The organism is Roseomonas sp. KE0001 (assembly GCF_016107285.1).
Lineage (GTDB): Bacteria > Pseudomonadota > Alphaproteobacteria > Acetobacterales > Acetobacteraceae > Pseudoroseomonas.
Genome location: NZ_RCVQ01000002.1, coordinates 233,005 through 256,414, shown reverse-complemented (window position 1 = coordinate 256,414; position 23,410 = coordinate 233,005). Strand labels below are relative to the sequence as shown.

Sequence of the window (23,410 nt, the reverse complement as noted above, 5' to 3'; positions counted from 1 at the left end):
GGCGAGGCGCCGTCAGGCCGGGGCCTCGCCCATCCGGCGGATCTCCTCCGCCACGCCGGGCGGATCGGGCCGCCAGGCGTCCGGCCGGACCAGCGCCTCGGCCAGCCGCGCCTTGTAGTCGGCGCGGGGGATCTCGATCGTGCCGAACTGCGTCAGATGGCCGGTGGTGAACTGCGTGTCGAGCAGGGTGAAGCCGCAGAGCCGCAGCCGCGCCACCAGATGCACCAGCGCCACCTTGGAGGCGTCCCGCGCCCGGCTGAACATGCTCTCGCCGAAGAAGGCGCCGCCGAGCGCCACGCCATAGAGCCCGCCGACCAGCGCGCCCTCCTGCCAGACCTCCACCGAATGCCCCTCCCCGCTGGCGTGCAGGGCGTTGAACAGCCGCTCGATCTCCGGGTTGATCCAGCTGTCCTCGCGCCCCGGCGCCGGCGCGGCGCAGGCGGCGATCACCGCGGGGAAGGCGGTGTCGGCGGTGACGGTGTAGGGCCCGTTGAGGGCGGTGCGGCGCAGCCGGCGCGGCAGGTGGAAGCGGTGCAACGGCAGGATGCCCCGCAACTCAGGGTCCAGCCAGTAGAGCCGGTCGCCGGCGCGCGACTCCGCCATGGGGAAAAGCCCGGCGCGATAGGCGCGGAGCAGCAGCTCTGTCGTGATTTCCACCGGACGGCGGGACATGGCGCGTATCATGGCGCGGAGAGGAGGGCCGCGCCAGACATCGCTCAGCCGCCCTCGCGGCCGGGCAGCCGCGCCAGGATGCGTCGCGCCAGGGCCTTGTAATCCTCGTCGAAATGATGGCCGCCGCTGGTGCGGATGATCTGTGCCGGCGTGCCCTGGAAAGCCTTGCAGGCGGTGTCCTCCTCCTCCTCCGCGCCGTAGGTGCACTGCACCAGGGCGGGTGGCAGGCCGGGCAGCTCGGGCGCCGTCGGCAGCTCCCCCGGCCGCGAGAGGCCGATGAAATCGCCTAGCCGGATCTCGAAGGCGGCGCTCTTGCCGAGGGCGAGGAGCGAGATCAGCACCGTCCTCGCGCGGCTCGCCTCCGTCATGCGGTTCCAGGCGAAGGGCAGCACGTCGGCGCCGAAAGAATAGCCGATCAGCGCCACCTTCGGCGCCTTCCATGCCTCGGCATAGAGTGCGATGACACGGTCCAGCTCGGCCGCCACCTCCGCCGGCGAACGCGGGGTCCAGAACCAGTTCAGGCAGTCGAAGCCGAGCACCGGGACGCCGGCGTCGCGCAGGTAGCGGCCGGCGGTGCGGTCGAGGTCGCGCCAGCCGCCGTCGCCCGAGAGAATGATGGCGAAGGTCTCCCCCCGCATCGGCCGGGCCGGCAGCTCGATCAGCCATTTCGAGGTGTCGCGCTGCGCCAGGGCGGGGCGCGCCGGCAGCGGCGCCAGGGCCGCCGCCGCGCCACCCAGGATCAGTCCCCGCCGCCCCGTGCTTCCCAGGCTCATTCGCTTCCCCGGCTCATTCGCTTCCCCGGCTCATTTGCCGATCACTCCCCGCAGCCCGCCCGATTGCAGCGCCGCGACATCCGCCAGCACCACCCAGGGGTCCAGCCCGCCCGGCGTGCAAAGGTAGCGCGGCTCCCATTCCGGCTCGAACTTTTCCTTGAAGGCCCTCAGGCCGCGGAAGTTGTAGAAGCGCTCGCCGCGGCGGAAGACCAGCCCGCCCAGCCGGTACCAGACCGGCGCCAGCCGGTGCGCCGCCAGACCCGAGAGCGGCGCCATGCCGAGGTCGAACCAGGCATAGCCCTGCTCCCGCGCGCGCAGGATCAGCCGCAGGAAGAGGAAGTCCATGGTGCCGGGCGGCACGTCCGGGCGGTGGCGCATCAGGTCGATCGACATCTCGTGGCGCGGACCCGGCGTCTCCAGCAGGGTGGCGAAGGCGATCAGCCGGCCCTCCGGCCCGCGCACCAGCGCGACCCCCTGGGCGGCGACATAGGTCGGATCGAAGGCGCCGAGCGAGAAGGCCTTCTCGCGCGCCTTGTGCTGATCGAGCCAGAGGCGGGAAACCTCCGCCAGCTCGGGCAGCAGCGGCGGCACGCCGGCCGCCTCCACCACCTCGAAGCGCAGCCCCTCGCGCTCCGCCCGGTTCAGCGCGCTGCGCAGCGACTGCCGGGCGCGGCCCTTCAGGTCGAAGGCGGCGAGCCGCACCCGCGCCGCCTCGCCCAGCTTCAGCGGCTGCAGCCCGGCGTCGATGTAGAGCGGCAGGTTCTCCGGCCGCACCTGGTAGAAGGCGGCGCGGCCGCGCTGCGCGTCGGCCATCTCGACGAAGCGCCAGACCAGGTCCAGCCCCCGCTGCTTCGGCCCCACCGGATCGAACAGCGCCACCCAGGAGCGGCCACGCCGGCCGTACATGATGAAGGCATCCCCCGCCTCGGAGAACAGCAGCCCCTTGTCGCCCATGCGGACGAGATTGGCATCCGCCCGGTCCTGCGCCTCGACGATGGCGACGGCGCGCGCCATCTCCTCCGGCGTCGGCGGGTGGATGGCGCTGCGGGCCGGGCGCAGCAGCGCCCAGAGGCCGGCGGCGAACAGCGCCAGCACGCTGCCGAGCGTGGCGCGCATGCCGCGCGGCGTGCTGGCATCCAGCTCGAACTGCCACCAGAGCTGGCGCGAATAGTCGACATCGCGATGCGCGAAGAAGAGCAGCCAGGCCGCCGCCGCCACCACCGCCGCCACCGCCAGCCACCAGCCGGGCGTCAGGCTCGGCGCCAGCAGGCGGGCGCGGCGGTCGAAGCGCTGGCGCGAGACCAGCAGGGCGAGGCCCAGGAGCACCAGGAGGCCGATCTCCACCATGCCGCCGCCGCGGGCCAGCGAGAGCAGCAGCCCGCCGCCCGCCAGGGCGAGGGCCAGCCACCAGGCGCCGTCGAGCCGGTGCACCAGCCCGTGCGCCACGAAGATCAGCGCCAGCCCGCCGACGCTGGCCAGCAGATGCGACAGTTCGAAGACCGGCAGCGGCAGGGCGGGCGCCAGCAGACCCGGCGAGTCGCCCAGCGGCGGCGTGACGCCCCCCAGCAGCAGCGCCGCGCCGGCGGCGAAGGCGGTGGCGCCCAGGAAGCGCGGCATCAGCCGGGTGGCGGCGCGCACCGCCCGCGTGCCGCCGGCCAGCAGATGCGCCCGCCGGCTGGCCTCGAAGCCGGCCAGCAGCAGCAGGGCGAGGGCCAGCGGCAGGGCGAAGTAGATGGCGCGGTAGAGCACCAGCGCGGCCGCCACCTGATCCAGCGGCACCGCGGTGTTGCGGAAGGCCAGCAGCACCACCGCCTCGAAGACGCCGATGCCGCCCGGCAGGTGGCTGGCGGCGCCGATGGCGATCGCCACCGCGTAGAGCGCCATGAAGGCCGGCAGGTCGACCGCCCCCGGCGGCAGCAGCAGCCAGAGCACGGCGGCGGCGGCGCCGATATCGACCAGCGAGACCAGGCCCTGGAAGGCAACCAGCCGCAGTGGCGGGGCACGCAGCACGAAGCGCCCGAGACGCCGCCCGCGCCAGATCCGCCCCGCCACCGCCGCCCCGGCCAGGGCCAGCAGTCCCACCAGCGCCAGGCCCCGCAGCAGGGGCGCGGGCAGGCCGAACCATTCGGCCATGCGGTCGGCCTCCAGCAGCAGGCCGAGGCCGGCCACCGCGAAGAGCCCGAGGACGAAGCTCGCCGTGACGAACAGGATGGCGCGGGTGATGCGCGGCGGCTCCAGCCCCGCCGCGGCATAGATCCGCCAGCGCACCGCGCCGCCGGTGAAGGTGCCGACGCCGACCGTGTTGCTCAGGGCGAAGCCGCAGAAGGCGGCCAGGGCGGCGATGCGCGGCGGCACCCGCCCCGGCGCGACATGGCGCAGCGCCGAGATGTCGTAGCCGGTCATGGCGGCATAGCTCAACGCCGTGGCGGCCACCGCCGCCAGCAGCACCGCCGGCCGCTGCGCCGCCAGGGCGGCGGTGATGGCGTTGTAGTCGAGCTCCCGCGACAGCGCGTGCAGCGCCAGCAGGCCGAGCCCGGCCATCGCCACCGAGCCGGCCAGCACCAGCCAGGGCCGCAGCAGGGCCCAGCGCCGTGCCCGCCGCGTGCCGGCGTCGAGGCCGTCGCCGCCCTCCGTCCCGCTTTCGCTCGCCGCCGGAGGGGCGGCCGTGAACCCGTTCATCACTCTTCCCGATCAACGCGCCTCCCCCACCGGCCAGGCGGCGGAGAAGGAGGGCCGCAGAGGCAAACGGCGGGACGGCCTGTCGGCTGCCCGGCCGCGCGCAGAAAAGGCGCGCGGGAGACAGGAGCGCGAAAGGATGGCGACCCTGTGGCCGTCCCGGGGGCCGTCCCGGGGGCGGTCCCGGGGGGGGGCCGGAACGGCGCTCAGGTCTTCAGGCCGACGAAACGCTCGAGCCAGTGGATGGTGTAGTCGCCCGACTGGAATTCCGGATCGGCCATGATGCGCTGGTGCAGCGGCAGGGTGGTGCGGATGCCGTCCACCACCATCTCCCCCAGCGCCCGGCGCATGCGGGCGATGGCCTCGGCGCGGGTCTTGCCGTGCACCACCAGCTTGGCCACCAGGCTGTCGTAGTGCGGCGGCACGGAATAGCCGGAATAGAGCGCGCTATCGACCCGCACCCCGAGCCCGCCCGGCGCGTGATAGGTGTTCACCCGGCCCGGGCTGGGCGCGAAGCTCTCGGGGTCCTCGGCGGTGATGCGGCATTCGATGGCATGGCCGCTGAAGGTGATGTCGGACTGGCCATAGCCCAGCGCCTCGCCGGCGGCGACGCGCAGCTGCTCCTTCACCAGGTCGATGCCGCAGACCATCTCGGTGACGGGGTGCTCGACCTGCAGCCGGGTGTTCATCTCGATGAAGGCGAACTGCCCGTCCTGCCAGAGAAACTCCAGCGTGCCGGCGTTGCGGTAGCCGAGCTTGGCCAGGCCGGCCGTCACCTGCGCGCCCAGCGCGTCGCGCTCGGCGGCGGTCAGGGCGGGGGAGCCGGCCTCCTCCACGAGCTTCTGGTGGCGGCGCTGCAGCGAGCAGTCCCGCTCGCCGAAATGCACCACATGGCCATGCGCGTCGGCCAGCACCTGCAGCTCGATATGCCGCGGCCGGTCGAGGTACTTCTCCATGTAGACCGCGTCGTTGCCGAAGGCGGCCTTGGCCTCGGTGCGGGCGACGCGCCAGGCCTCCTCCAGCTCCTCGGCCGAATGGGCGACCTTCATGCCGCGCCCGCCGCCGCCGGCGGCCGCCTTGATCAGCACCGGATACCTGATCCGCTCGGCGACCTCGCGCGCCTCCTCCAGGCTGGCCAGCTCGCCATCCGATCCCGGCACCAGCGGCACGCCGAGCGAGCGCATCGCCTGCTTGGCGGCGATCTTGTCGCCCATCATGCGGATATGGTCCGGCGAGGGGCCGATGAAGGCGAAGCCGTGCGCCTCCACCATCTCGGCGAAGCCGGCATTCTCGGAGAGGAAGCCATAGCCCGGATGGATCGCCTCCGCCCCGGTGATCGAGGCGGCGGAGAGGATGGCGGCGACGTTGAGATAGCTGTCGCGCGCGGCGGGCGGGCCGATGCAGACGCTCTCATCGGCCAGCCGCACATGCATGGCGGTGGCGTCGGCGGTGGAATGCACCGCCACGGTGCGGATGCCCATCTCCTGGCAGGCGCGATGGACGCGCAGCGCGATCTCGCCGCGATTGGCGATCAGCACCTTCCTGAACATGGGGCCTACTCGATCACCACCAGCGGTTCGCCGTATTCGACCGGCGTGCCGCTCTCGACCAGGATGCGCGTGACCGTGCCGGCCTTCGGCGCCTTGATCTGGTTGAAGGTCTTCATCGCCTCGATCAGCAGCAGCGTCTGCCCCGCCGCGACCTGGGCGCCCGGGGAGATGAAGGGCGCCGCCCCCGGCTCCGGCGCCAGATAGGCGACGCCGACCATCGGCGAGGTCACGGCGCCGGGCGTCGCGGCGCTGACGGCGGCGGGCCCGGCGGCGGGCCTGGTGGCAGCCGGCGCCGCCGCGGGCGCCGGGGCGGCGGCCACGGCCGGCACCGCCACCGGGGCGGCCGGTGCCGCGGCCATGGCGATGTTGCGCGTGACGCGGAGGCGGCTTTCCCCGTCCGCCAGCTCGATCTCGGTGAGATCTGTCTCCCGCAGGATCTGGGCCAGGGCGCGGATCGCGTCCGGGCCGAAGGAAATGCCGCTCATGATGCCTTTGGCAACCTCTTTGCTACGCGCCGGTCAGGGGGCGCCGGTCCGGCCCGGTCGGTCAGTCCTGGTCCGACTGGGCCAGGATGCCGGCGATGCCCCGCAGGGCCAGGGCATAGCCGTGGGGCCCCAGCCCGCAGATCACGCCCTGCGCCGCGCGCGAGACATAGGACAGATGCCGGAAGGATTCCCGGCGATGGATATTGCTCAGATGCACCTCGACCACCGGCAGGTCGGAGGCCAGCAGGGCGTCCATCAGCGCGATCGAGGTGTGGGAATAGCCGGCCGGGTTGATGATGATGCCGGCGGCCAGGCTGCGCGCCTCCTGCACCCAGGAGATCAGCTCGCCCTCGACATTGCTCTGACGGAAATCGATCGCCAGGCCGAGGGAGTCGGCGGTCTCGGCGCAGAGCGCCTCGACGTCGTCCAGCGTCTCGGACCCGTAGATGTCCGGCTGGCGCGTGCCCAGCAGGTTCAGGTTGGGGCCATTCAGGATGAAGATCAGCGGCGGGTTCACTGTCGGGGTTCCGTCCGGGTCCGGTCGGGCGCGGTAGCACGGGGGGTTTCCACACCGCAAGCGCCGCCGCCCCCGCGGGCCGCGGCGCGCCCCACCGCCAGGGTTTCAAGTGTCTGGAAAGCCAGGGCTCCCCGGTTCAGCCGGCCATCGCCTCGCATTGCTCCGCGCAGGCGCGGCAGGCGGCGACGCAGTCCTCCATCCCGCCCAGCCTCTCGCAATCGGCGGCGCAGTCGCGGCAGAGCGCGGCGCATTCCCGGCAGGTCCGCCGATGCTGCGGCGTACCGAGCAGCATCATGTGGGCCGAGGTGCGGCAGAGTTCGGCGCAGGCCAGCATCAGCCGGACATGCGCCGGCTCGGCATGCTTCCCGCCCACCTCCAGGCAATGGCCCGAGGCCATGGAGAGGCAGGTGGCATAGCACTTCAGGCAGGCCTCGATGCAGGCCCGCATCTCCTCCGGCAGATGACGCATCGCTGTTCTCCCTCACTGCGGACGGAACCGGCGGGGCGGCCCGGGGTTGCCGCCGCGCCTCGCGCCGGGATCGATCGCTGCCGGCGGCCGGGGGAGGCCGTCAGACCGAGCGGATGGCGTGCAGGTACTGGAAGTGGCGGTCGTACTGGGCCAGCACGTCGCGGATCAGCTCCTCCTCGCTGAAGCCCATGACGTCGTAATCCTGGCTGCCATCCTCCAGGAAGACCTCGGCGCGGTAGTAGTGGTCGCGCTTCTCCTTCTCGGGGGCCGCCTCGAAGTAGCTGAAGCGGGGCATGGTGTATTCCCGCTGGCGGATGCCGTAGTGGAACTCCTCCGGCGCCTCCGGCATCGAGACGAGGCGCAGCCGGCCCTCCCGCTTCCGTACCTCGGCCGAGAGGCCGCGGCGCCGCAGCTCCGCCGCCACCGCCTCCAGTGCCGGCCCGGCGGTGCGCTCCAGGAAGGCCGTCACCTCCTCGCGGCGCGGATGCGACAGGATGCCATGCAGCTGCCGCTGCCAGGAGGCGGGCTGGCGCGGCGGCAGGTTCTGCGCCAGCGCGTCCTGCCGCAGCCCCTCGCGTTGCAGGGCGCGCAGCAGGCCGTAGCACATCAGGATCATCACCACGGTGAAGGGCAGCGCCCCGGCGATGGAGGCGGTCTGCAGGGCCTGCAACCCGCCCGAGGCCAGCAGCACCGAGGCCACCACGCCGGAGGAGACCGCCCAGAAGACGCGTTGCCAGAGTGGCGGGTCGGCCCGGCCGCCATCGGCGATGGTGCCCATGACCAGCGCCGCGCTGTCGGCCGAGGTGATGAAGAAGGTGACGATCAGCGCCATGGCGAACCAGGAGACGACCCGCGCCAGGGGGAACTGCTCCAGCAGCGCGAAGAGCGCCAGGCTGACGTCGCGCTGCACCGTCTCGGTGACGGCGGTGGTGGCGCCGGTCAGGTGCAGCCAGATCGCCGTGTCGCCGAACACCGTCATCCAGGCGAAGGTGAAGCCGGCCGGGACCAGCAGCACGCCCATGACGAATTCGCGGATGGTGCGCCCGCGCGAGATGCGGGCGATGAACATGCCGACAAAGGGCGACCAGGCGATCCACCAGCCCCAGTAGAACAGGGTCCAGCTGCCCAGCCACTCCTTCGGGTCGTAGGCATACATGTTGAAGGTGCGCTCGGCAAAGCTGTCGATATAGCCGCCGAGGTTCTGCACGAAGGTCTGCAGCAGGAAGGTGGTCGGGCCGACCACGAAGACGAAGACCATCAGCAGGCCGGCGGTCGCCATGTTGAAACTGGAGAGCAGGCGGATGCCACGGTCGAGGCCGGAGGCGACGGAGAGCGTGGCCAGCGCCGTGATGATGGCGATCAGCACGATCTGCACGGTGAAGTTGCTTGGCACTCCCAGCACATGGTTGAGGCCGGCATTGACCTGCAGCACGCCGAGGCCGAGCGAGGTGGCGACGCCGAACATGGTCCCGAGCACGGCGAAGATATCCACCGCATGGCCGATCGGCCCGTGGATGCGCTCGCCCACCAGCGGGTAGAGCGCCGAGCGGATGGTCAGCGGCAGGCCGTGGCGGTAGCTGAAATAGGCCAGGCTGAGCCCGATCACGGCATAGATCGCCCAGGCGTGCAGGCCCCAGTGGAAATAGCTGATGCGCAGCGCCTCGCGCGCCGCGGCGATGCTGGCCGGCGGCGCCTCGGGTGGCAGGATGAAGTGCGTCACCGGCTCGGCCACACCGAAGAAGACCAGCCCGATCCCCATCCCGGCGCTGAACAGCATGGCGAACCAGCCAGGGTAGCTGTAGGCCGGCTCCGAATGGTTGGGGCCGAGACGCACCCGGCCATGGCCGCTGATGGCGAGGCCGATGACGAAGATCAGGAAGCCGGCCACCGCCATCAGGTAGAACCAGCCGAGCTCGCGCGTGATCCAGCCCTGCAGGGCGGCGAAGGTCCGGCCCGCCGCCTCCGGCGCCAGTGCTCCGAACAGGACGAAGAGCAGGGCCAGGCCGGCGGAGACGACCAGCACCACCCGGCTCGGCGGCGGCGCGGCGGGCCGGGCGGGGCCGGAGGAAGGGAGGGCGGGATTGGTCATGGCGGCCTCCTGTCTGCGCGCGGCGGATATTCCCAGTGCAGGCAACAAGGCCGGCGCGGGTCAAGAGTTCCCCCAAAAAAAGCCCCGCTCCGGTTCGCCGCCCTGATCCGGCGCGGAGGCCCGGGGAGGAGGACCGGGAGGAGGCCCGGGGAGGAGGCCCGGGGAGGAGGCCAGGAGATGTTCCGCATCCGGCACGAGCCCCGGCGCGGGATGACACCACCGCGTCGCCTGCCTAGGTTGCGCCCGCGATGACCGATGAAGGAAGGACGCCGCGATGATCCGTCCCGCCGCGATCCGGGCCGGCGTGAACCGCGCCGCCGGAGTCGGGCTGCTGGCCCTGGCGCTGGCCGCCTGCAGCCCCAGCTACTCGCCCGACACCTATGCCAGCCGCGCGGTGCAGCAGGCCAACAAGGTCGAGGCCGGAGTGGTGGCCGGGCGGCGGCCGGTCGAGATCTCGGCCGATGGGACCACCGGCGCGGTGACGGGCGCCGCGGCGGGCGGCGTGGCCGGCACGCGGGCGGGCGGTGGCGACATCACCTCGGCCTTCGCCGGCATCGGCGGCGGGCTGATCGGCGGGCTGATCGGCACCGGCGTGGAGAAGGCGGTCGGCTCCTCGCCGGGCTACGAGTACATCGTCCGCAAGCCCAATGGCGAGATGGTCTCGGTGGTGCAGCGGGACGAGACGCCCCTCGCCATCGGGCAGCGCGTGCTGGTCATCGCCGGGCAGCAGGCGCGCATCGTCGCCGACTACACCGTGCCCAACGAGACGCCCCCCGCCCCGGCGCCGAAGCCGCACGAGATCGTGGACCCGGCCCGGGTGCAGGCCACGCCGCTCAACCCGCCCCCGGCCGTCGGACCGCCCCCGCCCGCCGAGGCGCCCGCGGCCGCGCCGGCGGCACCGGGCGCATCCGCCACGGGTCTTCCCGCGGGAGCCATCCTCCCCCCCGCCGTCTCCCCCGCTCCCGCCGCCCCGGCTCCCATGCCGGCGGCCCCGGCGGGTGGCGAGGCCGCCTCCGACGCCGCGCCGCAGCCGGCCGGCTGACCCCCCGCCCCCGGCCCGCCGCGCGCAGGGCAGGCCGGATGTCCACCCCCCCTTTCAGCGGGACGCGCCCCGCGCCACATTCCAGGCCATGGCGGACAGCATCCAGATCACCATCAACGGAGAGCCCCGGCTCATCCAGCAGCAGGCCACCGTCGCGGATCTGCTGGCGACGCTCAGCCTCGACACCCGGAAAGTGGCTGTGGAGCGCAATCTGGAGATCGTGCCGCGCTCGGCCTATGCCGCCACCGCGCTGACGGCCGGGGATACGCTCGAAATCGTGCATTTCATTGGCGGGGGCTGAAGCCATGGACGGTCATACGAGTCGCGACGACGAGGCCTGGGAGGTCGCGGGCCGCCGCTTCCGCTCGCGCCTGGTGGTCGGCACCGGGCGCTACAAGTCGCTGGAGGAGACCGCCGCCGCCATCGAGGCCAGCGGCGCCGAGATGGTCACGGTCGCGGTGCGGCGGGTGAACCTGTCGGACCGCAACGCGCCGATGCTGCAGGATTTCGTCAGCCCCGAGCGCTACACCTACCTGCCCAACACCGCCGGCTGCCACACCGCGCAGGACGCGGTCCGCACGCTGCGCCTGGCGCGCGAGGCGGGAGGCTGGAACCTGGTGAAGCTCGAGGTGCTGGGCCCGCCGCCCTTCCTCTACCCCGACATGCCGGCCACCTTCGAGGCCGCCGAGGCGCTGATCAAGGACGGCTTCGAGGTCATGGTCTACTGCGCCGACGACCCGCTGGCGGCGAAGCGGCTGGAGGAGATGGGCTGCGTCGCCGTCATGCCGCTCGGCGCGCCGATCGGCTCGGGCCTCGGCCTGACCAACCCCTTCATGCTGCATTCCATCATCCAGCAGGCCCGGGTGCCGGTGCTGGTCGATGCCGGCATCGGCACCGCGAGCGAGGCGGCGGCGGCGATGGAGCTGGGCTGCGACGCGGTGCTGCTGAACTCGGCCATCGCCCATGCGAAGGATCCGGTGCGCATGGCCCGCGCCATGAAGGCGGCCGTCGAGGCCGGGCGCGACGCCCATCTGGCGGGCCGCATGCCGCGCAACTACGCGGCCGATGCCTCCAGCCCGCTCTCCGGGCTGATCCGGTAGGGCTGGCGGCGGTGCGCGGCGTCCGGCCTCAGTGCCCGCCGCCGCCCGCCCGCGGGCGGCGCAGCAGCAGCACCAGCGGCAGGGCGAGCAGGAAGCTGCCGGCCATCACCATCAGCACGTCGTTATAGGCCAGCACCAGCGCCTGCTGCGTCACCATGCCCTTGATCCGGGCCAGCGCCGCCAGATCGGCCGCGCCGCCCAGCCCGCCCTCCAGCGCGCCGCTCAGGGTGGACTGGTATTCCCCCACCCCCTCCCGCGCCCAGTTCAGCGCCTCCGTCAGATGCAGCCGGTGCAGGTAGGAGCGGTCGGTGACGAGGGTGTTGATGACCGCGAGGCCGACCGCGCCGCCCAGGTTGCGCATCAGGTTGTAGAGCCCCGCCGCTCCCTTGAGCTGCGCCGGCGCCATGGTGCCGAGCGCGATCTGGTTGATCGGCGCCATGCACATCATCATGGCGACGCCGCGCAGGCCGAGGGGGAAGGCCATCTCGGCGAAGGCGCTCTCGGTGGTCAGCCGCGCCGTCTCCCACATGGCGATGAAGAAGAGCAGCAGCCCGACGGCCAGGATCGGCCGCGGGTCGAAGCGCGCCAGCAGCCGGCCCACGACCGGCGCCACGCAGAACATGCAGAGGCCGGTGATGAACATCACCTCGCCGATCTGCATGGAGTTGTAGCCGCGCACCCGGCCCAGGAAGAGCGGGATCAGGTAGACCGAGCCATAGAGGCCGGTGCCCAGGATGAAGCTGAACAGGCAGCCGATGGCGAAGTTGCGGTTGCGGAAGGCGCGCAGGTCGACGATCGGCTCTGCCCGGGTCAGCGCCCGCCAGAAGAAGGCGGCGCCGCCGCCCAGGCAGACCAGGGCGAAGACCCGCACCGTGCCGTCCTGCAGCCAGTCCCAGCGCGGCCCCTCCTCCATCACGTATTCCAGGCTGCCGAGGAAGGCGGCCATGGCGAGCAGCCCCCACCAGTCGAACCTCGCCAGCAGCGCGGGGTCCGGGCGGTCGATGTCCACCGTGTTCCAGACCGTGAGCGCGATGGCCAGGCCGACCGGCACGTTGATCAGGAACAGCCAGTGCCAGGAGAAGCTCTGGGTGAGCCAGCCGCCGAGGGTCGGGCCGATGGTCGGCGCCAGCGTCGCGGTCAGGCCGATCAGCACGGTCGCCGAGGCGCGCCGGCTGGGCGGGAAGAGCATGAAGCTGGCGGCGAAGACCGTCGGGATCATGGCGCCGCCGATGAAGCCCTGGGCGGCGCGGAACACCACCATGGTGCCCAGGCTGGAGGACAGCGCGCAGGCGAGCGAGAAGACGGTGAAGCCGGTGGCCGAGGCGGTGAACAGCACCCGTGTGGAGAGCAGGCGCGAGAGGAAGCCCGAGAGCGGGATCATGACGATCTCGGCGATCAGGTAGCTGGTCTGCACCCAGCTCGCCTCGTCCGGGCTGGCGGCGAGGCCGGCCTGGATCTCCGAGATCGAGGCGGCGACGATCTGGATGTCCAGGATCGCCATGAACATGCCGAAGACCATCGCCATGAAGCCGATGCGGGCCTTCAGGGGCAGGCCGGCCGCGGCGGGCGCGCCACCGGCGGCGAGGCTGGCGCTCACGGCGCGCTCAGCGCAGGCCGAGCGTGCCGGCGGCGGCGGCCAGCACCCCGCGCGGCGCGCCCGGATCGGCGCGGGTATCGACCTCGGCCACCACCGAGAGGCCGGGGCGCAGCAGGGCGAGCGCCGCCGGGTCCTGCCCCGGCTCCAGCACCAGCTTCACCGGCACGCGCTGCACGATCTTGGTGAAGTTGCCGGTGGCGTTCTCCGGCGGCAGCAGGCTGAACTGGCTGCCGGTGCCGGGGGCGAAGCTGTCCACCCGGCCATGGAAGACGACGCCCGGAATGGCATCGACGGTGATCTCCACCGGCTGCCCCGGCCGCATGCCGGCCAGCTGCGTCTCCTTGAAGTTGGCGACCACATAGAGCTGCTCCGGCGGCGGCGCGACCGCCAGCAGCCGCTGCCCGGGGCGGACCAGCTGGCCGAGCTGCGCCGCGCGGTTGCCGGCGATGCCGTCGAAGGGCGCGCGGATCTCGGCATAGGAGGCGTTGCGGTGCGCCAGGTCGAGGGCCGCGGCGGCCTGCTCGCGCCGCGCCGCGGCCTGGTCCAGCTGCGCCTGCTGCACGGCGACCGCGCGCTGCCGCACCGCCAGCTCCGCCTCGGCCGCCTGGCGTCCCGCCTCCGCCTTGCGCTGGTCGGCCACCGCCTGGTCGTTCGACTGGCGCGAGGACCAGCCGCCGCCGACCAGCGCGCGGGTGCGGCCGGCATCGGCGGCGGCGCGCACCTGCTCGGCCTCCGCCTGCGCCACCTGCGCGCGGGCGGCGCCGATCTGGGCGCGCAGCTGCTCCAGGGTCTCGCGCGCCGTGGCCTCCGCCGCCACCGCCTCGTCCAGGCTGGCCTCCGCCTGCCGGACCTGCAGCCGTGCGTCGCGGTCGTCGAGGCGCATCAGCAGCTCCCCCGCACGGACCGGCTGGTTGTCGCCGACGGGAATGGCCAGGACATCGGCCTCGAGGCGCGCGCTCAGCACGCTGATGTCGCCCTGCACATAGGCGTCATCGGTCTCGGCCAGGAAACGCCCCACCGTCCAGTACCAGCTTCCGCCCAGCCCCAGGGCGAGCAGCAGCACGACCGGCAGCAGGCGGAGCAGCCAGCGCCGGCGGCGGCGCGGCGGCGGGGCCGGCTGCGTCAGCCGGCTGGCCTCGGCCGCAGCGGCGGGAGAGACGGGAGCGTTCATCGGGGCACCTCGGAACTGAACGGTTCAGTTCGGCTTTCCCCGCAGGTGACGGCAGGGCGGCCGCGAGTCAAGACTGAACTGGACCGTTCAGTTTAATGTTGATCCGGGCCAGGCGCGGCCTTACTCCGGTGTCATGTCCGACACCCTGCCCGCCAGCGCCGCCGCGACCGACATCTCCCCCAAGCGCCGCGCCATCCTGGAGGCCGCGGCCGGGCTGTTCCTCGCCGAAGGCTTCGGCGCCGTCTCGATGGACGGCATCGCCCGCGCCGCGCAGGTCTCGAAGGCCACGCTCTACGCCCATTTCGCCGGGAAGGACGCCCTCTTCGCCGAGATCGTCGCCGGCAACTGCGCCCGGATGCGCGGCGTGCTGGAGGTCCTGTTCTCCAGCCACGAGCTGGGGCTGGAGGAGGCGCTGACCGAGCTGGGCACGCAATGGCTGCGCTTCCTGCTACAGCCGCGGGTTCGCGCCCTGCACCGCATGGTCATCGCCGAGGCGCCGCGCTTCCCCGAGCTGGCGCGCAGCTTCTACGCCGAGGGGCCGCGCGGCATGTGCCTCTGGCTGGCCGGCTGGCTGGCCGAGGAGCAGCGGCGCGGCCAGCTGCACGCCGCCGCCTCTCCCGCCCTCGCCGCCGAGCAGTTCCTGTCGCTGCTGCGCGGGGACCTGTTCCTGCGCGCGACGCTCGGCCTGTCCGGCCCGGCCGGGGAGGAGGAGGTGGCGCTGCTGGCCCGCCAGGCGGCGCGGGCCATCGTCCGGCTGCATGGCGACGAGGGGGGCAGGGGGACGGCCAGGGCGGAAACGGACGGATTCGCCTGAAGCGGGATCGCGGCGCTGGAGGCTTCCCGCCGCCAAGCCCGCTTTCCGGGGAGTTTCCGGCCTTGCGGGGGAGATATGCGGAAAAAACCCGGCCACGCCCCCGGAAAACCCTTTGCGTCCGCCGGCGGGATCTCTATATGGCGCCGCAGACGCAGTACGCACGTGCCTCTGGCCCCCGGCCGACCCTGATCGGCCAAAGGTTTACGCAACGACGTCAAGCGTTCTGGCAACCCCGGCGAAAGGCGCGAGCCTCAGCCGGCCTCTCTTGGTCGCTGGTTCGTTCGACCGTTTCGTCAACTTGGGGCCGTGCCTCCGAACAGGGGCGGTCCTCCCTATTGGATGGAGGGTGTGCGATGACCCCGAAGGTCTCCCGCTTCCTGCGTGACGCCGCTCCGGCGACGCCGTGCCTCGTCGTCGACGTCGATCGCGTCGCCGAGAATTACGGCCGGCTGCGCGCGGCCATGCCGCTCGCCCGCATCTACTACGCCGTGAAGGCCAATCCGGCGGCTCCGATCCTGGACCGCCTGGTCGGGCTCGACTCCTGCTTCGACGCCGCCTCGCTGGAGGAGGTCGAGGCCTGCCTGGCCGCCGGCGCCCGGCCCGAGGCGATCTCCTTCGGCAACACCGTGAAGAAGGAAAGCGCGATCAAGGCCGCCTATGCCCATGGCGTGCGCATGTTCGCCTTCGACTCGGAGCCGGAGCTGCGCAAGCTCGCCCGCTCCGCCCCCGGCGCGCGGGTCTATTGCCGCATCCTGGTGGGCAATCTCGGCGCCGAATGGCCGCTGTCGAAGAAGTTCGGCTGCGAGGTCGAGATGGCGCGCGAGCTGATGATCCTGGCCCGCGACCTCGGCCTCGATCCCTATGGCATCTCCTTCCACGTCGGCAGCCAGCAGACCCGCACCGCCGCCTATGAGGCGGCCATCGCCCGCGTCGCCCTGCTCTTCACCGACCTGAAGGACGCCGGCATCCGGCTGCGGATGGCCAATCTCGGCGGCGGCTATCCGGTGCGCTACCGCCAGGAGGTGCCGGAGATCGACGATTTCGGCGCCGCCATCATGGGCGCCATGGTCGAGCATTTCGGCAATGCCCTGCCGGAGATCCTGATCGAGCCGGGCCGCTTCATCGTCGGCGATGCCGGCGTCGTCTCGACCGAGGTGGTGCTGGTCTCGCGCAAGGAGAAGGACGACCCGGTGCGCTGGGTCTATCTCGACATCGGCCGCTTCGGCGGGCTGGCCGAGACCGAGGGCGAGGCGATCAAGTACGCCTTCCGCACCCCGCATGACGGCGGCGCGGAAGGCCCCGTGACCATCGCCGGCCCGACCTGCGACAGCACCGACACGCTGTACGAGAAGTCCAACTACCGCCTGCCGCTGGCGCTCGACTGCGGCGACCGGATCGAGCTGCTCTCGACCGGCGCCTATGTCACCACCTATGCCAGCCAGGGCTTCAACGGCTTCAAGCCGCTGGCCGAGCACTACATCTGACGGCCGGGCGGGAAGGGCCATCCCCTTCCCGCCTTATCCCGCATCCATGCGCCATTTTCACGTTTCGCGATCGCGAAGCGCCGGATAAAGTCGCGCCATGGATGCCATCGACCGGAACATTCTCGTCGCCCTGCAGGACAATGGCGCGGCGGGACTCGCCGAGCTGGCCAAGGTCGCCGGCCTCTCGGTCTCGGCCACGGCCGAGCGGGTCAAGCGGCTGGAGGAACGCGGCACCATCCGCGGCTGGCGCGCCGATCTCGACCCCGGCGCCATCGGCTGCCCCCTCCTCGCCTTCGTCTTCGTCTCGCTGCGGCCGGGGCGGGAGGAGAATGCCTTCCGCATCGCCATGCGGGCGGCCGAGCCGGTGCTGGAATGCCATCATGTCACCGGCGCCTGGACCTTCCTCCTGAAGCTGCGCCTGCCCGATCTCGCCACGCTGGAACGCTTCGTCGCCGAGCAGGTGCGCGGCCAGCCGGGGGTGGAGCGGACCGAGGCCATCCTGGCCATCACCTCCGCCAAGGAAACCGCCATCCTGCCCGTGGCCGAGGCGACGGAGGAATAGCCCCAGGGCGATCAGTCCGGGGCGATCAGTCCGGGGCGGTCAGCCCGGCGCCTTGGGCGGGGCCGAGCGTTCCATGCCGAGGCAGCTCTTGATGATCGGCGCGCAGCGGGCTTCCGGCGCGCCGGGGGAATCATTGTCGCCGCTGAAGCCCACCCGCGTCACCATGCCGTCGATCAGCTCGAAATTGGCCCGGCAATAGCCGGCGTCGCCCATCAGGTTCAGGCCGCCGACCACGGGCAGGTTCAGGTTCAGCCCGCCTTCCTGATGGCCCTGCAGCTCGTAGCTGTAGATCTCCCGCAGCACGTCGATCCGCTCCGTCCGGCTCGGGAAGCCGGCGCAGACATAGAGATCGGCGCGCCGCAGCCCCACCATGTCCCGCCGCGCCTCGGCCACCATGCGGGCCTCCGACAGGGCGCAGCCGGCCAGCAGCAGGGAGAGGACGGGCAGCAGCCGCCCGGTCAAGCGGGAAGGATCTCCTGCACCGCCTCGGGCGGCCGGCCGAGGCGGATGCCGAGGGGGGTTTCCACGATCGGGCGCTCGATCAGGATGGGATGGGCCTGCACCGCGTCGAGCAGCGCCGCGGGCGGGAGCGCCGCATCGTCCAGCCCCAGCGCGTCATAGGGCGTGCCCTTGCGCCGCAGCATGGCGGGGCCGAGCGCGGCGAAGAGCCGCTCCAGCGTCGGGCGGTCCGGCGGGTTCTTCAGATACTCGACGATCCGGGGCGCGTGACCGGCCTGCCGGAGCATCTCCAGCACCCGGCGCGAGGTGCCGCAGGCGGGGTTGTGGTAGAGGGTGATCGACATGGCCCGAGCTTGCCGCCTCGACCGGAGGCAAGGCAAGCCCGGGCCTGGCCCTTTTCTCAGGCGGCCTTGTCGTTCAGGTGGCAGGCGGAGCGGTGCCCCGGCGCCACCTCGCGCAGCGCCGGCCGCTCGACGCGGCAGCGGTCGAAGGCATGCGGGCAGCGCGGGTGGAAGTGGCAGCCCGGCGGCGGGTCCAGCGGCGAGGGGATCTCGCCCTTGATGCCGGCGAAGTGCTTCTTCCGGGCCTCGATGCGCGGCACCTCGTCCAGCAGCGCCTGGGTATAGGGGTGGTTGGCGCGGGCGAAGATCTCCTCCGCCCTGGCCTCCTCCACCACCCGGCCCAGATACATGATGACGACGCGGTCGGAGAGGTGCTCGACGACGCCGAGATCGTGGCTGATGAACAGGTAGGTCAGGTCGAGATCGCGCCGCAGCTCCATGAACAGGTTCAGGATCTGCGCCTGGATCGAGACGTCGAGCGCCGCCACCGCCTCGTCGCAGACGATGAACTCCGGCTGCACCGCCAGCGCGCGGGCGATGCCGATGCGCTGCCGCTGGCCGCCGGAGAACTGGTGCGGATAGCGCCGCTTCAGCGAGGGATCGAGCCCGGCCCGGCGCAGCTGGTTGTCCACGTAGGAATCATAGGTGCCGCGCGGGACCAGCCCATGCACCTTCGGCGCCTCGCCGACGATCTCCGAGACCCGCATGCGCGGGTTCAGGCTGGCGTAGGGGTCCTGGAAGATCATCTGCGTCTGCAGCTTGGCGCGGCGGGCCTCGGCGCCGCTGAGGCTGGCGACCGGCTGGCCGTGCCAGAGGATCTCGCCGCCCGAGGCCGGCATGATGCCGGCCACCATGCGCCCCAGGGTGGACTTGCCACAGCCGGATTCGCCCACCAGCCCGACCACCTCGCCCTTGTTGACGGTCAGGTCGACGCCGTCCACGGCATGCACCGTCTCGTCCTTCACGCCGCCGGTCAGCCTGCCGATCAGCTTGCCGGCGAAGTCCTGCTTCTTCGAGAAGCGCTTGGAGACGCCCTTCAACTCGATGATCGGCGTGCTCATGCGGCGGCCTCGGCGGGGGTGAGGTTGGGGAAGAAGCAGCGCGCCTCGCGGCCCGGCAGCACCTCGCCGAAGGGCGGCTCCTCGCGGCACTTGTCCTGCGCCTTGGGGCAGCGGCCCCGGAAGGCGCAGCCCGGCGGCAGGCTGAGCAGGGAGGGCGTCATGCCGGGGATCTGGCGCAGCGGCTCGCCACGCTTGTTGCGCGACGGCACGCTGCCGATCAGCCCCTCGGTATAGGGGTGCAGCGGCGCGTCCAGCACCGGGCCCACCGCGCCCTTCTCCACCACGCGGCCGGCATACATCACCGCGATGTCGTCGGCGAGGCCGGCGACGACGGAGAGGTCATGGGTGATCCAGATCATCGCCGTGCCGGTCTCGGCGCAGAGCTTCTGCACCTCGGCCAGGATCTGCGCCTGGATGGTGACGTCGAGCGCGGTGGTCGGCTCGTCGGCCACGATCAGCTCGGGACGGTGCAGCAGGGCGATGGCGATGGCCACGCGCTGGCGCATGCCGCCCGAGAACTGGTGAGGATAGCTCTTCAGCCGCTCGTCCGGCGAGGGGATGCCGACCATGCCCAGCGCATCACGCGAGCGCTGGCGGGCCTCCTCCTTGCTGACCTTCTCGTGCGCCAGGACGGTCTCGATCATCTGCGTGTCGACCCGGAGCACCGGGTTCAGCGTCATCATCGGGTCCTGGAAGATCATGGCGATGCGGTTGCCGCGCAGCCTCCGCATCTCCTCCTCCGAGAGCTTCGCCAGGTTCTGCCCGTGGAACAGGATCTCGCCGCCGGTGATGCGGCCCGGCGGGTCGACCAGGCCGAGAATGGAGAATCCGGTGACGGTCTTGCCGGAGCCGGATTCCCCCACCAGCCCGAGGACCTTGCCGCGGCCGACGGTGAAGGAGACGTCGTCCACCGCCTTCACCACGCCCGCGCGGGTGAAGAAGTGGGTCCTGAGGTTGCGGACCTCAAGGGTCGGGGCCGCGACGGGGGCCGGTTGGGTGGCGGCAGCAGGGGTGACAGCCATGCCCGGTCCTTTACTTCTTGAGCCGCGGGTTGAGCACGTCGCGCAGCTGATCGCCGACCAGGTTGATCGACACGATGGTCACGAGCAGCGCGATGCCCGGATAGAAGCTGATCCAGTAGCGGCCGGAGAGCATGTACTCGTAGCCGTTGGAGATCAGCAGGCCGAGCGAGGGCTCGGTGATCGGCACGCCGAGGCCGAGGAAGGAGAGCGTCGCCTCGAGCGCGATGGCGCGGGCGATCTGCATGGTGCCGACGACGATCAGCGGCGGCATGCAGTTCGGCAGCAGGTGGCGGAAGATGACGCGCCGGGTCGGCAGGGCCAGGCACTGCGCCGCCTCGATATACTCGCGCCGCCGCTCGACCAGCGCCGTGCCGCGCACCGTGCGGGCGTAGTAGGCCCATTCCACGATGACCAGCGCGATGACGACGTTGAACACGCCCTTGCCGAGGAAGGCGAGGATCATGAGCGCCGCCAGGATGGTCGGGAAGGAGAGCTGCAGGTCGACCAGGCGCATGATGACGGTGTCGGTCCGCCCGCCGGCATAGGCGGCGAGCAGGCCGAGCGAGGCCCCGACGGCGCAGGCGATGATGGCCGAGCCGGCGCCCACCAGCAGCGAGATGCGCAGCCCGTACATGATGCCGGAGAGCATGTCGCGCCCCTGGTCATCGGTGCCGAGCCAGTAGGTGAAGGTGTCCATCCCGTTGCGCGTGCCCGGCTCCAGCCGCCCGTCCATGATGTCGAGCTGCGCCAGGTCGTAGGGGTTCTGCGGCGCCAGCCAGGGCGCGAAGATGGCGATCAGGGCGATGAGGACGAAGACGCCCAGGCCGAGGAGCGCCAGCTTGCTCTCGGCGAATTCGGCGGCGAAGCGGCGCCAGGGCGTCTCGGCCTTGGGCGCGGCCGCGGGCGTGTCGGGGGCGGCGGTGGTCGTGCTCATCTCACTTGTTCTCCAGCCGCACCCGCGGATCGAGCGCCGAATAGGCGAGGTCGACCACGAGATTGATGGTGATGAACATCAGCACGATGATCATCAGGTAGGCGACGATCACCGGGCGGTCGAGCACGTTGATGCTGTCGATGATCAGCTTGCCCATGCCCGGCCAGGCGAAGACGCTTTCCGTCACCACCGAGAAGGCGATGGTGGAGCCGAGCTCGAGCCCGACCACGGTGACGACCGGGATCAGGATGTTCTTGAACACGTGCACATAGGTGACGCGGTTGTTGGTCAGCCCCTTGGCGCGTGCGAACTTCACGTAGTCCATCAGCATGGTCTCGCGCACGCCGGCGCGGGTCAGGCGGATGACCAGGCTGATCTTGAACAGAGCGAGGTTCAGCGCCGGCATGGCGAGGTGCCTGAGGCCGTCCCAGGTCAGGAAGGACCAGCGCAGGCCGAGCACCTCGACGGTCGGGCCGCGCCCGGTGGAGGGCAGCCAGCCGAGCTGCACGGCGAAGACCATGATCAGCATCAGGCCGACCCAGAAGGTGGGCAGCGAGAAGCCGAGGATGGAGCCGGCCATGATCACCTTGGAGCCGGTCGAATTCGGCTTCAGCCCGGCGTAGAGGCCGAGCGGCAGGCCGACCAGCAGCGCCAGGAACATGGCGCCGAAGGCGAGCTCCAGCGTCGCCGGCATGCGCTGCAGGATCAGCTGCAGCGCCGGCTCGTTGAAGACGAAGCTGCGGCCGAGATCGCCGCGCAGCGCATTGGCCAGGAAGGACAGGTACTGCTGCCACAGCGGCAGGTCGAGGCCGAGCGCCTGGATGGCGCGCTCGCGCTCCATCTGATCGGCGTCGGGGCTGATCAGGATCTCGACCGGATCGCCGATGGCATAGACGCCGACGAAGACGATGACCGACATCGCCAGCATCACGAGGGCGGACTGCAACAGCCGCCGCAACAGGTAAACACTCATGGATCAGGGTGCCGTCAGTTGGAGGCCGCCGGGCGCACATCCTGCGCCCGCGTCAACTCATCCGTGCGGGAATTGTGGGTCAGGGTCGGGCGCATCGCCCAGACGTTCTTCTGAAGGTGGATCGGGATGATGCCGACATCCTCCATGGCCATGCGGGTCGCGTCGCGCAGCAGCGCCTCGCGCCGGCCGTCATCCAGCTCGCGCAGCGCCTCCTCGAGCTTGGCGTCCATCGCCGGGTTGGAATAGCGGCCGCGGTTCGAGGTGCCGAAGCCCTTGTCCCGGTCGTAGGTGGCGACCAGCGAGCGAAGCGGGTTCGAGGCCTCGCCCGAGGAGCTGCTCCAGCCGACCAGGAAGGCGCTCAGCTCGAAGCGGCCGGCGCGGGCGACGAAGGTGGTCCAGGGCTGCGCGTCCACGGTGGTGCGCACGCCGATGCGGGTCCACATCTGGCCGATCGCCTGGATGATCCGGGAATCGTTGATGTAGCGGTCGTTCGGGCCGCTCAGCGTGATGCGGAAGCCGTCGGGATAGCCGGCCTCGGCCAGCAGCTTCTTCGCCGCCTCCGCGTCGGTCGCCGGCGCCTCGAGGTCCGGGATGGCGCCGAAGGCGGAGGTCGGCAGGAACTGCCCGCTCGGCTTGGCCGTGCCTTCCATGACGCGCGCGGCGATGGCCGGACGGTCGATGGCGAGCGACAGCGCGCGGCGGACCCGCATGTCGCGCAGCGGGTTGACGCTGAGCTTGCGGCCCTGCGCGTCGGTGATGAGCGGCGAACCCTCCGGGTGCTGGTGATCGAGCGCCAGGAAGATGATGCGCAGCCCGTCCCGCTCGGCGAGGTGGACGCGGTCGCTGCGGCGCAGATTGTTGAGGTCGCTCGTCGGCACCTGGTCGATGAAGTCCACATCGCCGGCCAGCAGCGCCGCGGTGCGCGAGGCGTCATTGGCCAGGATGCGGTAGCTCACCTTCTCCCAGTGCGGCTTCTCGCCCCAGTAGTCGTCGTTGCGCTGCAGCTCCAGCCGGTCGCCCGAGCGGAAGGAGACGTAGCGGAAGGGGCCGGTGCCGATCGCCAGGGTGCCGGCGTTGAACCCCTCGGTCGTCGCGTTCTCATGGGTCTGGCGATCCAGCATCGCGACCTGGGCCAGGTCGGTCGGCAGCAGCGGATAGGGCGCGCGCGTGTGGAAGCGCACTGTCAGCGGATCGACCAGCTCCACCCGCTCGATGGCGCGCGTGTAGATGCCGTAGGAGGAAGGGCTGTTCGGCACGTTTGGCACACGGTCGACGGTGAAGGCCACGTCCTCGGCGGCGAAGTCGTTGCCGTTGTGGAACTTCACCCCCGGTCGCAGCTTGAATTCCCAGATCGTCGGCTCGACCGGCTTCCAGCTCTCCGCCAGGCCGGGCTGCAGCCGGGCGTTCTCGTCGAGGCGGGTCAACGTGTCGAACAGCATGGTCGCCACGGCGAAGTTGGGCGACAGGGCGTGGTAGTGCGGGTCGAGGGAGGTGACCTGCGCCCCCACCGCCATGGTCAGGTTCTGCGCCCAGGCCGCGCCGGCCAGGCCTGGGGTCAGCGCCAAAACGGCAGCCACGGTGGCCGCCCGAGCTCTGCGGATCATTCTACGCCCCCAGGA

23 protein-coding genes are annotated in these 23,410 nt (G+C 71.6%); 6 read left to right on the top strand and 17 right to left on the bottom strand.

Annotation, left to right across the window (positions count from 1 at the left end; translation table 11 throughout):
- Positions 1 to 12: 12 nt before the first annotated feature.
- From aat to D9598_RS04720, 8 genes are all read right to left on the bottom strand, one after another.
- Positions 13 to 672, bottom strand: a complete 660-nt coding sequence (gene aat, locus D9598_RS04755; RefSeq protein ID WP_198365255.1) for a leucyl/phenylalanyl-tRNA--protein transferase — start codon at positions 670 to 672, stop codon at positions 13 to 15.
- 44 nt (positions 673 to 716) lie between these two features.
- On the bottom strand, positions 717 to 1,445 hold the full coding sequence (locus tag D9598_RS04750; protein WP_198365254.1) for an AcvB/VirJ family lysyl-phosphatidylglycerol hydrolase: 729 nt from the start codon (positions 1,443 to 1,445) through the stop codon (positions 717 to 719).
- Positions 1,446 to 1,475: 30 nt separating this feature from the next.
- Complete coding sequence (gene mprF, locus D9598_RS04745; protein WP_198365253.1) at positions 1,476 to 4,124, bottom strand: bifunctional lysylphosphatidylglycerol flippase/synthetase MprF; 2,649 nt, start codon at positions 4,122 to 4,124, stop codon at positions 1,476 to 1,478.
- A 203-nt stretch (positions 4,125 to 4,327) separates the two neighbouring features.
- Positions 4,328 to 5,671 (bottom strand): acetyl-CoA carboxylase biotin carboxylase subunit, encoded by a 1,344-nt coding sequence (accC, locus tag D9598_RS04740; RefSeq protein ID WP_198365252.1) that lies wholly within the window; start codon positions 5,669 to 5,671, stop codon positions 4,328 to 4,330.
- Positions 5,672 to 5,676: 5 nt separating this feature from the next.
- The gene (gene accB, locus D9598_RS04735; RefSeq protein WP_198365251.1) at positions 5,677 to 6,156 is read right to left on the bottom strand and encodes an acetyl-CoA carboxylase biotin carboxyl carrier protein; all 480 of its coding nucleotides are present in this window, start codon (positions 6,154 to 6,156) and stop codon (positions 5,677 to 5,679) included.
- Positions 6,157 to 6,217: 61 nt separating this feature from the next.
- Complete coding sequence (gene aroQ, locus D9598_RS04730; protein ID WP_198365250.1) at positions 6,218 to 6,673, bottom strand: type II 3-dehydroquinate dehydratase; 456 nt, start codon at positions 6,671 to 6,673, stop codon at positions 6,218 to 6,220.
- A gap of 136 nt (positions 6,674 to 6,809) precedes the next feature.
- Positions 6,810 to 7,142, bottom strand: coding sequence for a four-helix bundle copper-binding protein (locus D9598_RS04725; protein ID WP_198365249.1), 333 nt, complete (start codon positions 7,140 to 7,142; stop codon positions 6,810 to 6,812).
- A 100-nt stretch (positions 7,143 to 7,242) separates the two neighbouring features.
- Positions 7,243 to 9,231: a BCCT family transporter gene (locus tag D9598_RS04720; protein WP_198365248.1), complete on the bottom strand. Its 1,989-nt coding sequence runs from the start codon at positions 9,229 to 9,231 to the stop codon at positions 7,243 to 7,245.
- A gap of 274 nt (positions 9,232 to 9,505) precedes the next feature.
- On the opposite strand from D9598_RS04720, the gene D9598_RS04715 reads away from it, so the two are divergent.
- The 3 genes from D9598_RS04715 (at position 9,506) to D9598_RS04705 (ending at position 11,373) form a co-directional block, all read left to right on the top strand.
- Entirely contained in the window at positions 9,506 to 10,273 is a 768-nt protein-coding gene (locus D9598_RS04715) for a hypothetical protein (protein WP_232476903.1), read from the top strand.
- Positions 10,274 to 10,361: 88 nt separating this feature from the next.
- Positions 10,362 to 10,574 carry a sulfur carrier protein ThiS gene (thiS, locus tag D9598_RS21585; protein WP_198365247.1) on the top strand — a complete coding sequence of 71 codons (213 nt, stop codon included), beginning with the start codon at positions 10,362 to 10,364 and terminating at the stop codon, positions 10,572 to 10,574.
- Between the two features lie 4 nt (positions 10,575 to 10,578).
- Positions 10,579 to 11,373 carry a thiazole synthase gene (locus D9598_RS04705; RefSeq protein WP_198365246.1) on the top strand — a complete coding sequence of 265 codons (795 nt, stop codon included), beginning with the start codon at positions 10,579 to 10,581 and terminating at the stop codon, positions 11,371 to 11,373.
- Positions 11,374 to 11,401: 28 nt separating this feature from the next.
- Here the strand turns inward: D9598_RS04705 and D9598_RS04700 are convergent, their stop codons facing one another.
- Complete coding sequence (locus D9598_RS04700; RefSeq protein WP_370591932.1) at positions 11,402 to 12,970, bottom strand: DHA2 family efflux MFS transporter permease subunit; 1,569 nt, start codon at positions 12,968 to 12,970, stop codon at positions 11,402 to 11,404.
- Positions 12,971 to 12,977: 7 nt separating this feature from the next.
- Positions 12,978 to 14,141, bottom strand: coding sequence for an HlyD family secretion protein (locus tag D9598_RS04695; RefSeq protein WP_198365245.1), 1,164 nt, complete (start codon positions 14,139 to 14,141; stop codon positions 12,978 to 12,980).
- A 133-nt stretch (positions 14,142 to 14,274) separates the two neighbouring features.
- Here D9598_RS04695 and D9598_RS04690 point away from each other — a divergent pair, with 133 nt between their 5' ends.
- The 3 genes from D9598_RS04690 (at position 14,275) to D9598_RS04680 (ending at position 17,001) form a co-directional block, all read left to right on the top strand.
- Positions 14,275 to 14,955: a TetR/AcrR family transcriptional regulator gene (locus D9598_RS04690; protein WP_198365244.1), complete on the top strand. Its 681-nt coding sequence runs from the start codon at positions 14,275 to 14,277 to the stop codon at positions 14,953 to 14,955.
- A 353-nt stretch (positions 14,956 to 15,308) separates the two neighbouring features.
- A complete protein-coding gene (locus tag D9598_RS04685) occupies positions 15,309 to 16,439 on the top strand; it encodes a type III PLP-dependent enzyme (RefSeq protein ID WP_198365243.1) in 1,131 nt (376 codons plus the stop codon).
- A 97-nt stretch (positions 16,440 to 16,536) separates the two neighbouring features.
- Positions 16,537 to 17,001 (top strand): Lrp/AsnC family transcriptional regulator, encoded by a 465-nt coding sequence (locus tag D9598_RS04680; RefSeq protein WP_198365242.1) that lies wholly within the window; start codon positions 16,537 to 16,539, stop codon positions 16,999 to 17,001.
- Between the two features lie 39 nt (positions 17,002 to 17,040).
- Here the strand turns inward: D9598_RS04680 and D9598_RS04675 are convergent, their stop codons facing one another.
- The 7 genes from D9598_RS04675 to D9598_RS04645 are packed head-to-tail and all read right to left on the bottom strand — an operon-like array spanning position 17,041 to position 23,395.
- Positions 17,041 to 17,463, bottom strand: a complete 423-nt coding sequence (locus D9598_RS04675; RefSeq protein ID WP_198365241.1) for a hypothetical protein — start codon at positions 17,461 to 17,463, stop codon at positions 17,041 to 17,043.
- Entirely contained in the window at positions 17,460 to 17,804 is a 345-nt protein-coding gene (arsC, locus tag D9598_RS04670; RefSeq protein WP_198365240.1) for an arsenate reductase (glutaredoxin), read from the bottom strand. The genes D9598_RS04675 and arsC overlap by 4 nt, the downstream gene beginning before the upstream one ends.
- A gap of 56 nt (positions 17,805 to 17,860) precedes the next feature.
- On the bottom strand, positions 17,861 to 18,862 hold the full coding sequence (locus D9598_RS04665) for an ABC transporter ATP-binding protein (protein WP_198365239.1): 1,002 nt from the start codon (positions 18,860 to 18,862) through the stop codon (positions 17,861 to 17,863).
- Positions 18,859 to 19,884, bottom strand: coding sequence for an ABC transporter ATP-binding protein (locus D9598_RS04660; RefSeq protein ID WP_198365238.1), 1,026 nt, complete (start codon positions 19,882 to 19,884; stop codon positions 18,859 to 18,861). Before D9598_RS04660 ends, D9598_RS04665 begins: the two co-directional genes overlap by 4 nt.
- Positions 19,885 to 19,894: 10 nt before the next feature.
- On the bottom strand, positions 19,895 to 20,818 hold the full coding sequence (locus D9598_RS04655; protein WP_198365237.1) for an ABC transporter permease: 924 nt from the start codon (positions 20,816 to 20,818) through the stop codon (positions 19,895 to 19,897).
- 1 nt (position 20,819) lies between these two features.
- Entirely contained in the window at positions 20,820 to 21,791 is a 972-nt protein-coding gene (locus tag D9598_RS04650; protein ID WP_198365236.1) for an ABC transporter permease, read from the bottom strand.
- Between the two features lie 14 nt (positions 21,792 to 21,805).
- Positions 21,806 to 23,395 carry an ABC transporter substrate-binding protein gene (locus tag D9598_RS04645; RefSeq protein ID WP_198365235.1) on the bottom strand — a complete coding sequence of 530 codons (1,590 nt, stop codon included), beginning with the start codon at positions 23,393 to 23,395 and terminating at the stop codon, positions 21,806 to 21,808.
- Positions 23,396 to 23,410 lie beyond the last annotated feature (15 nt).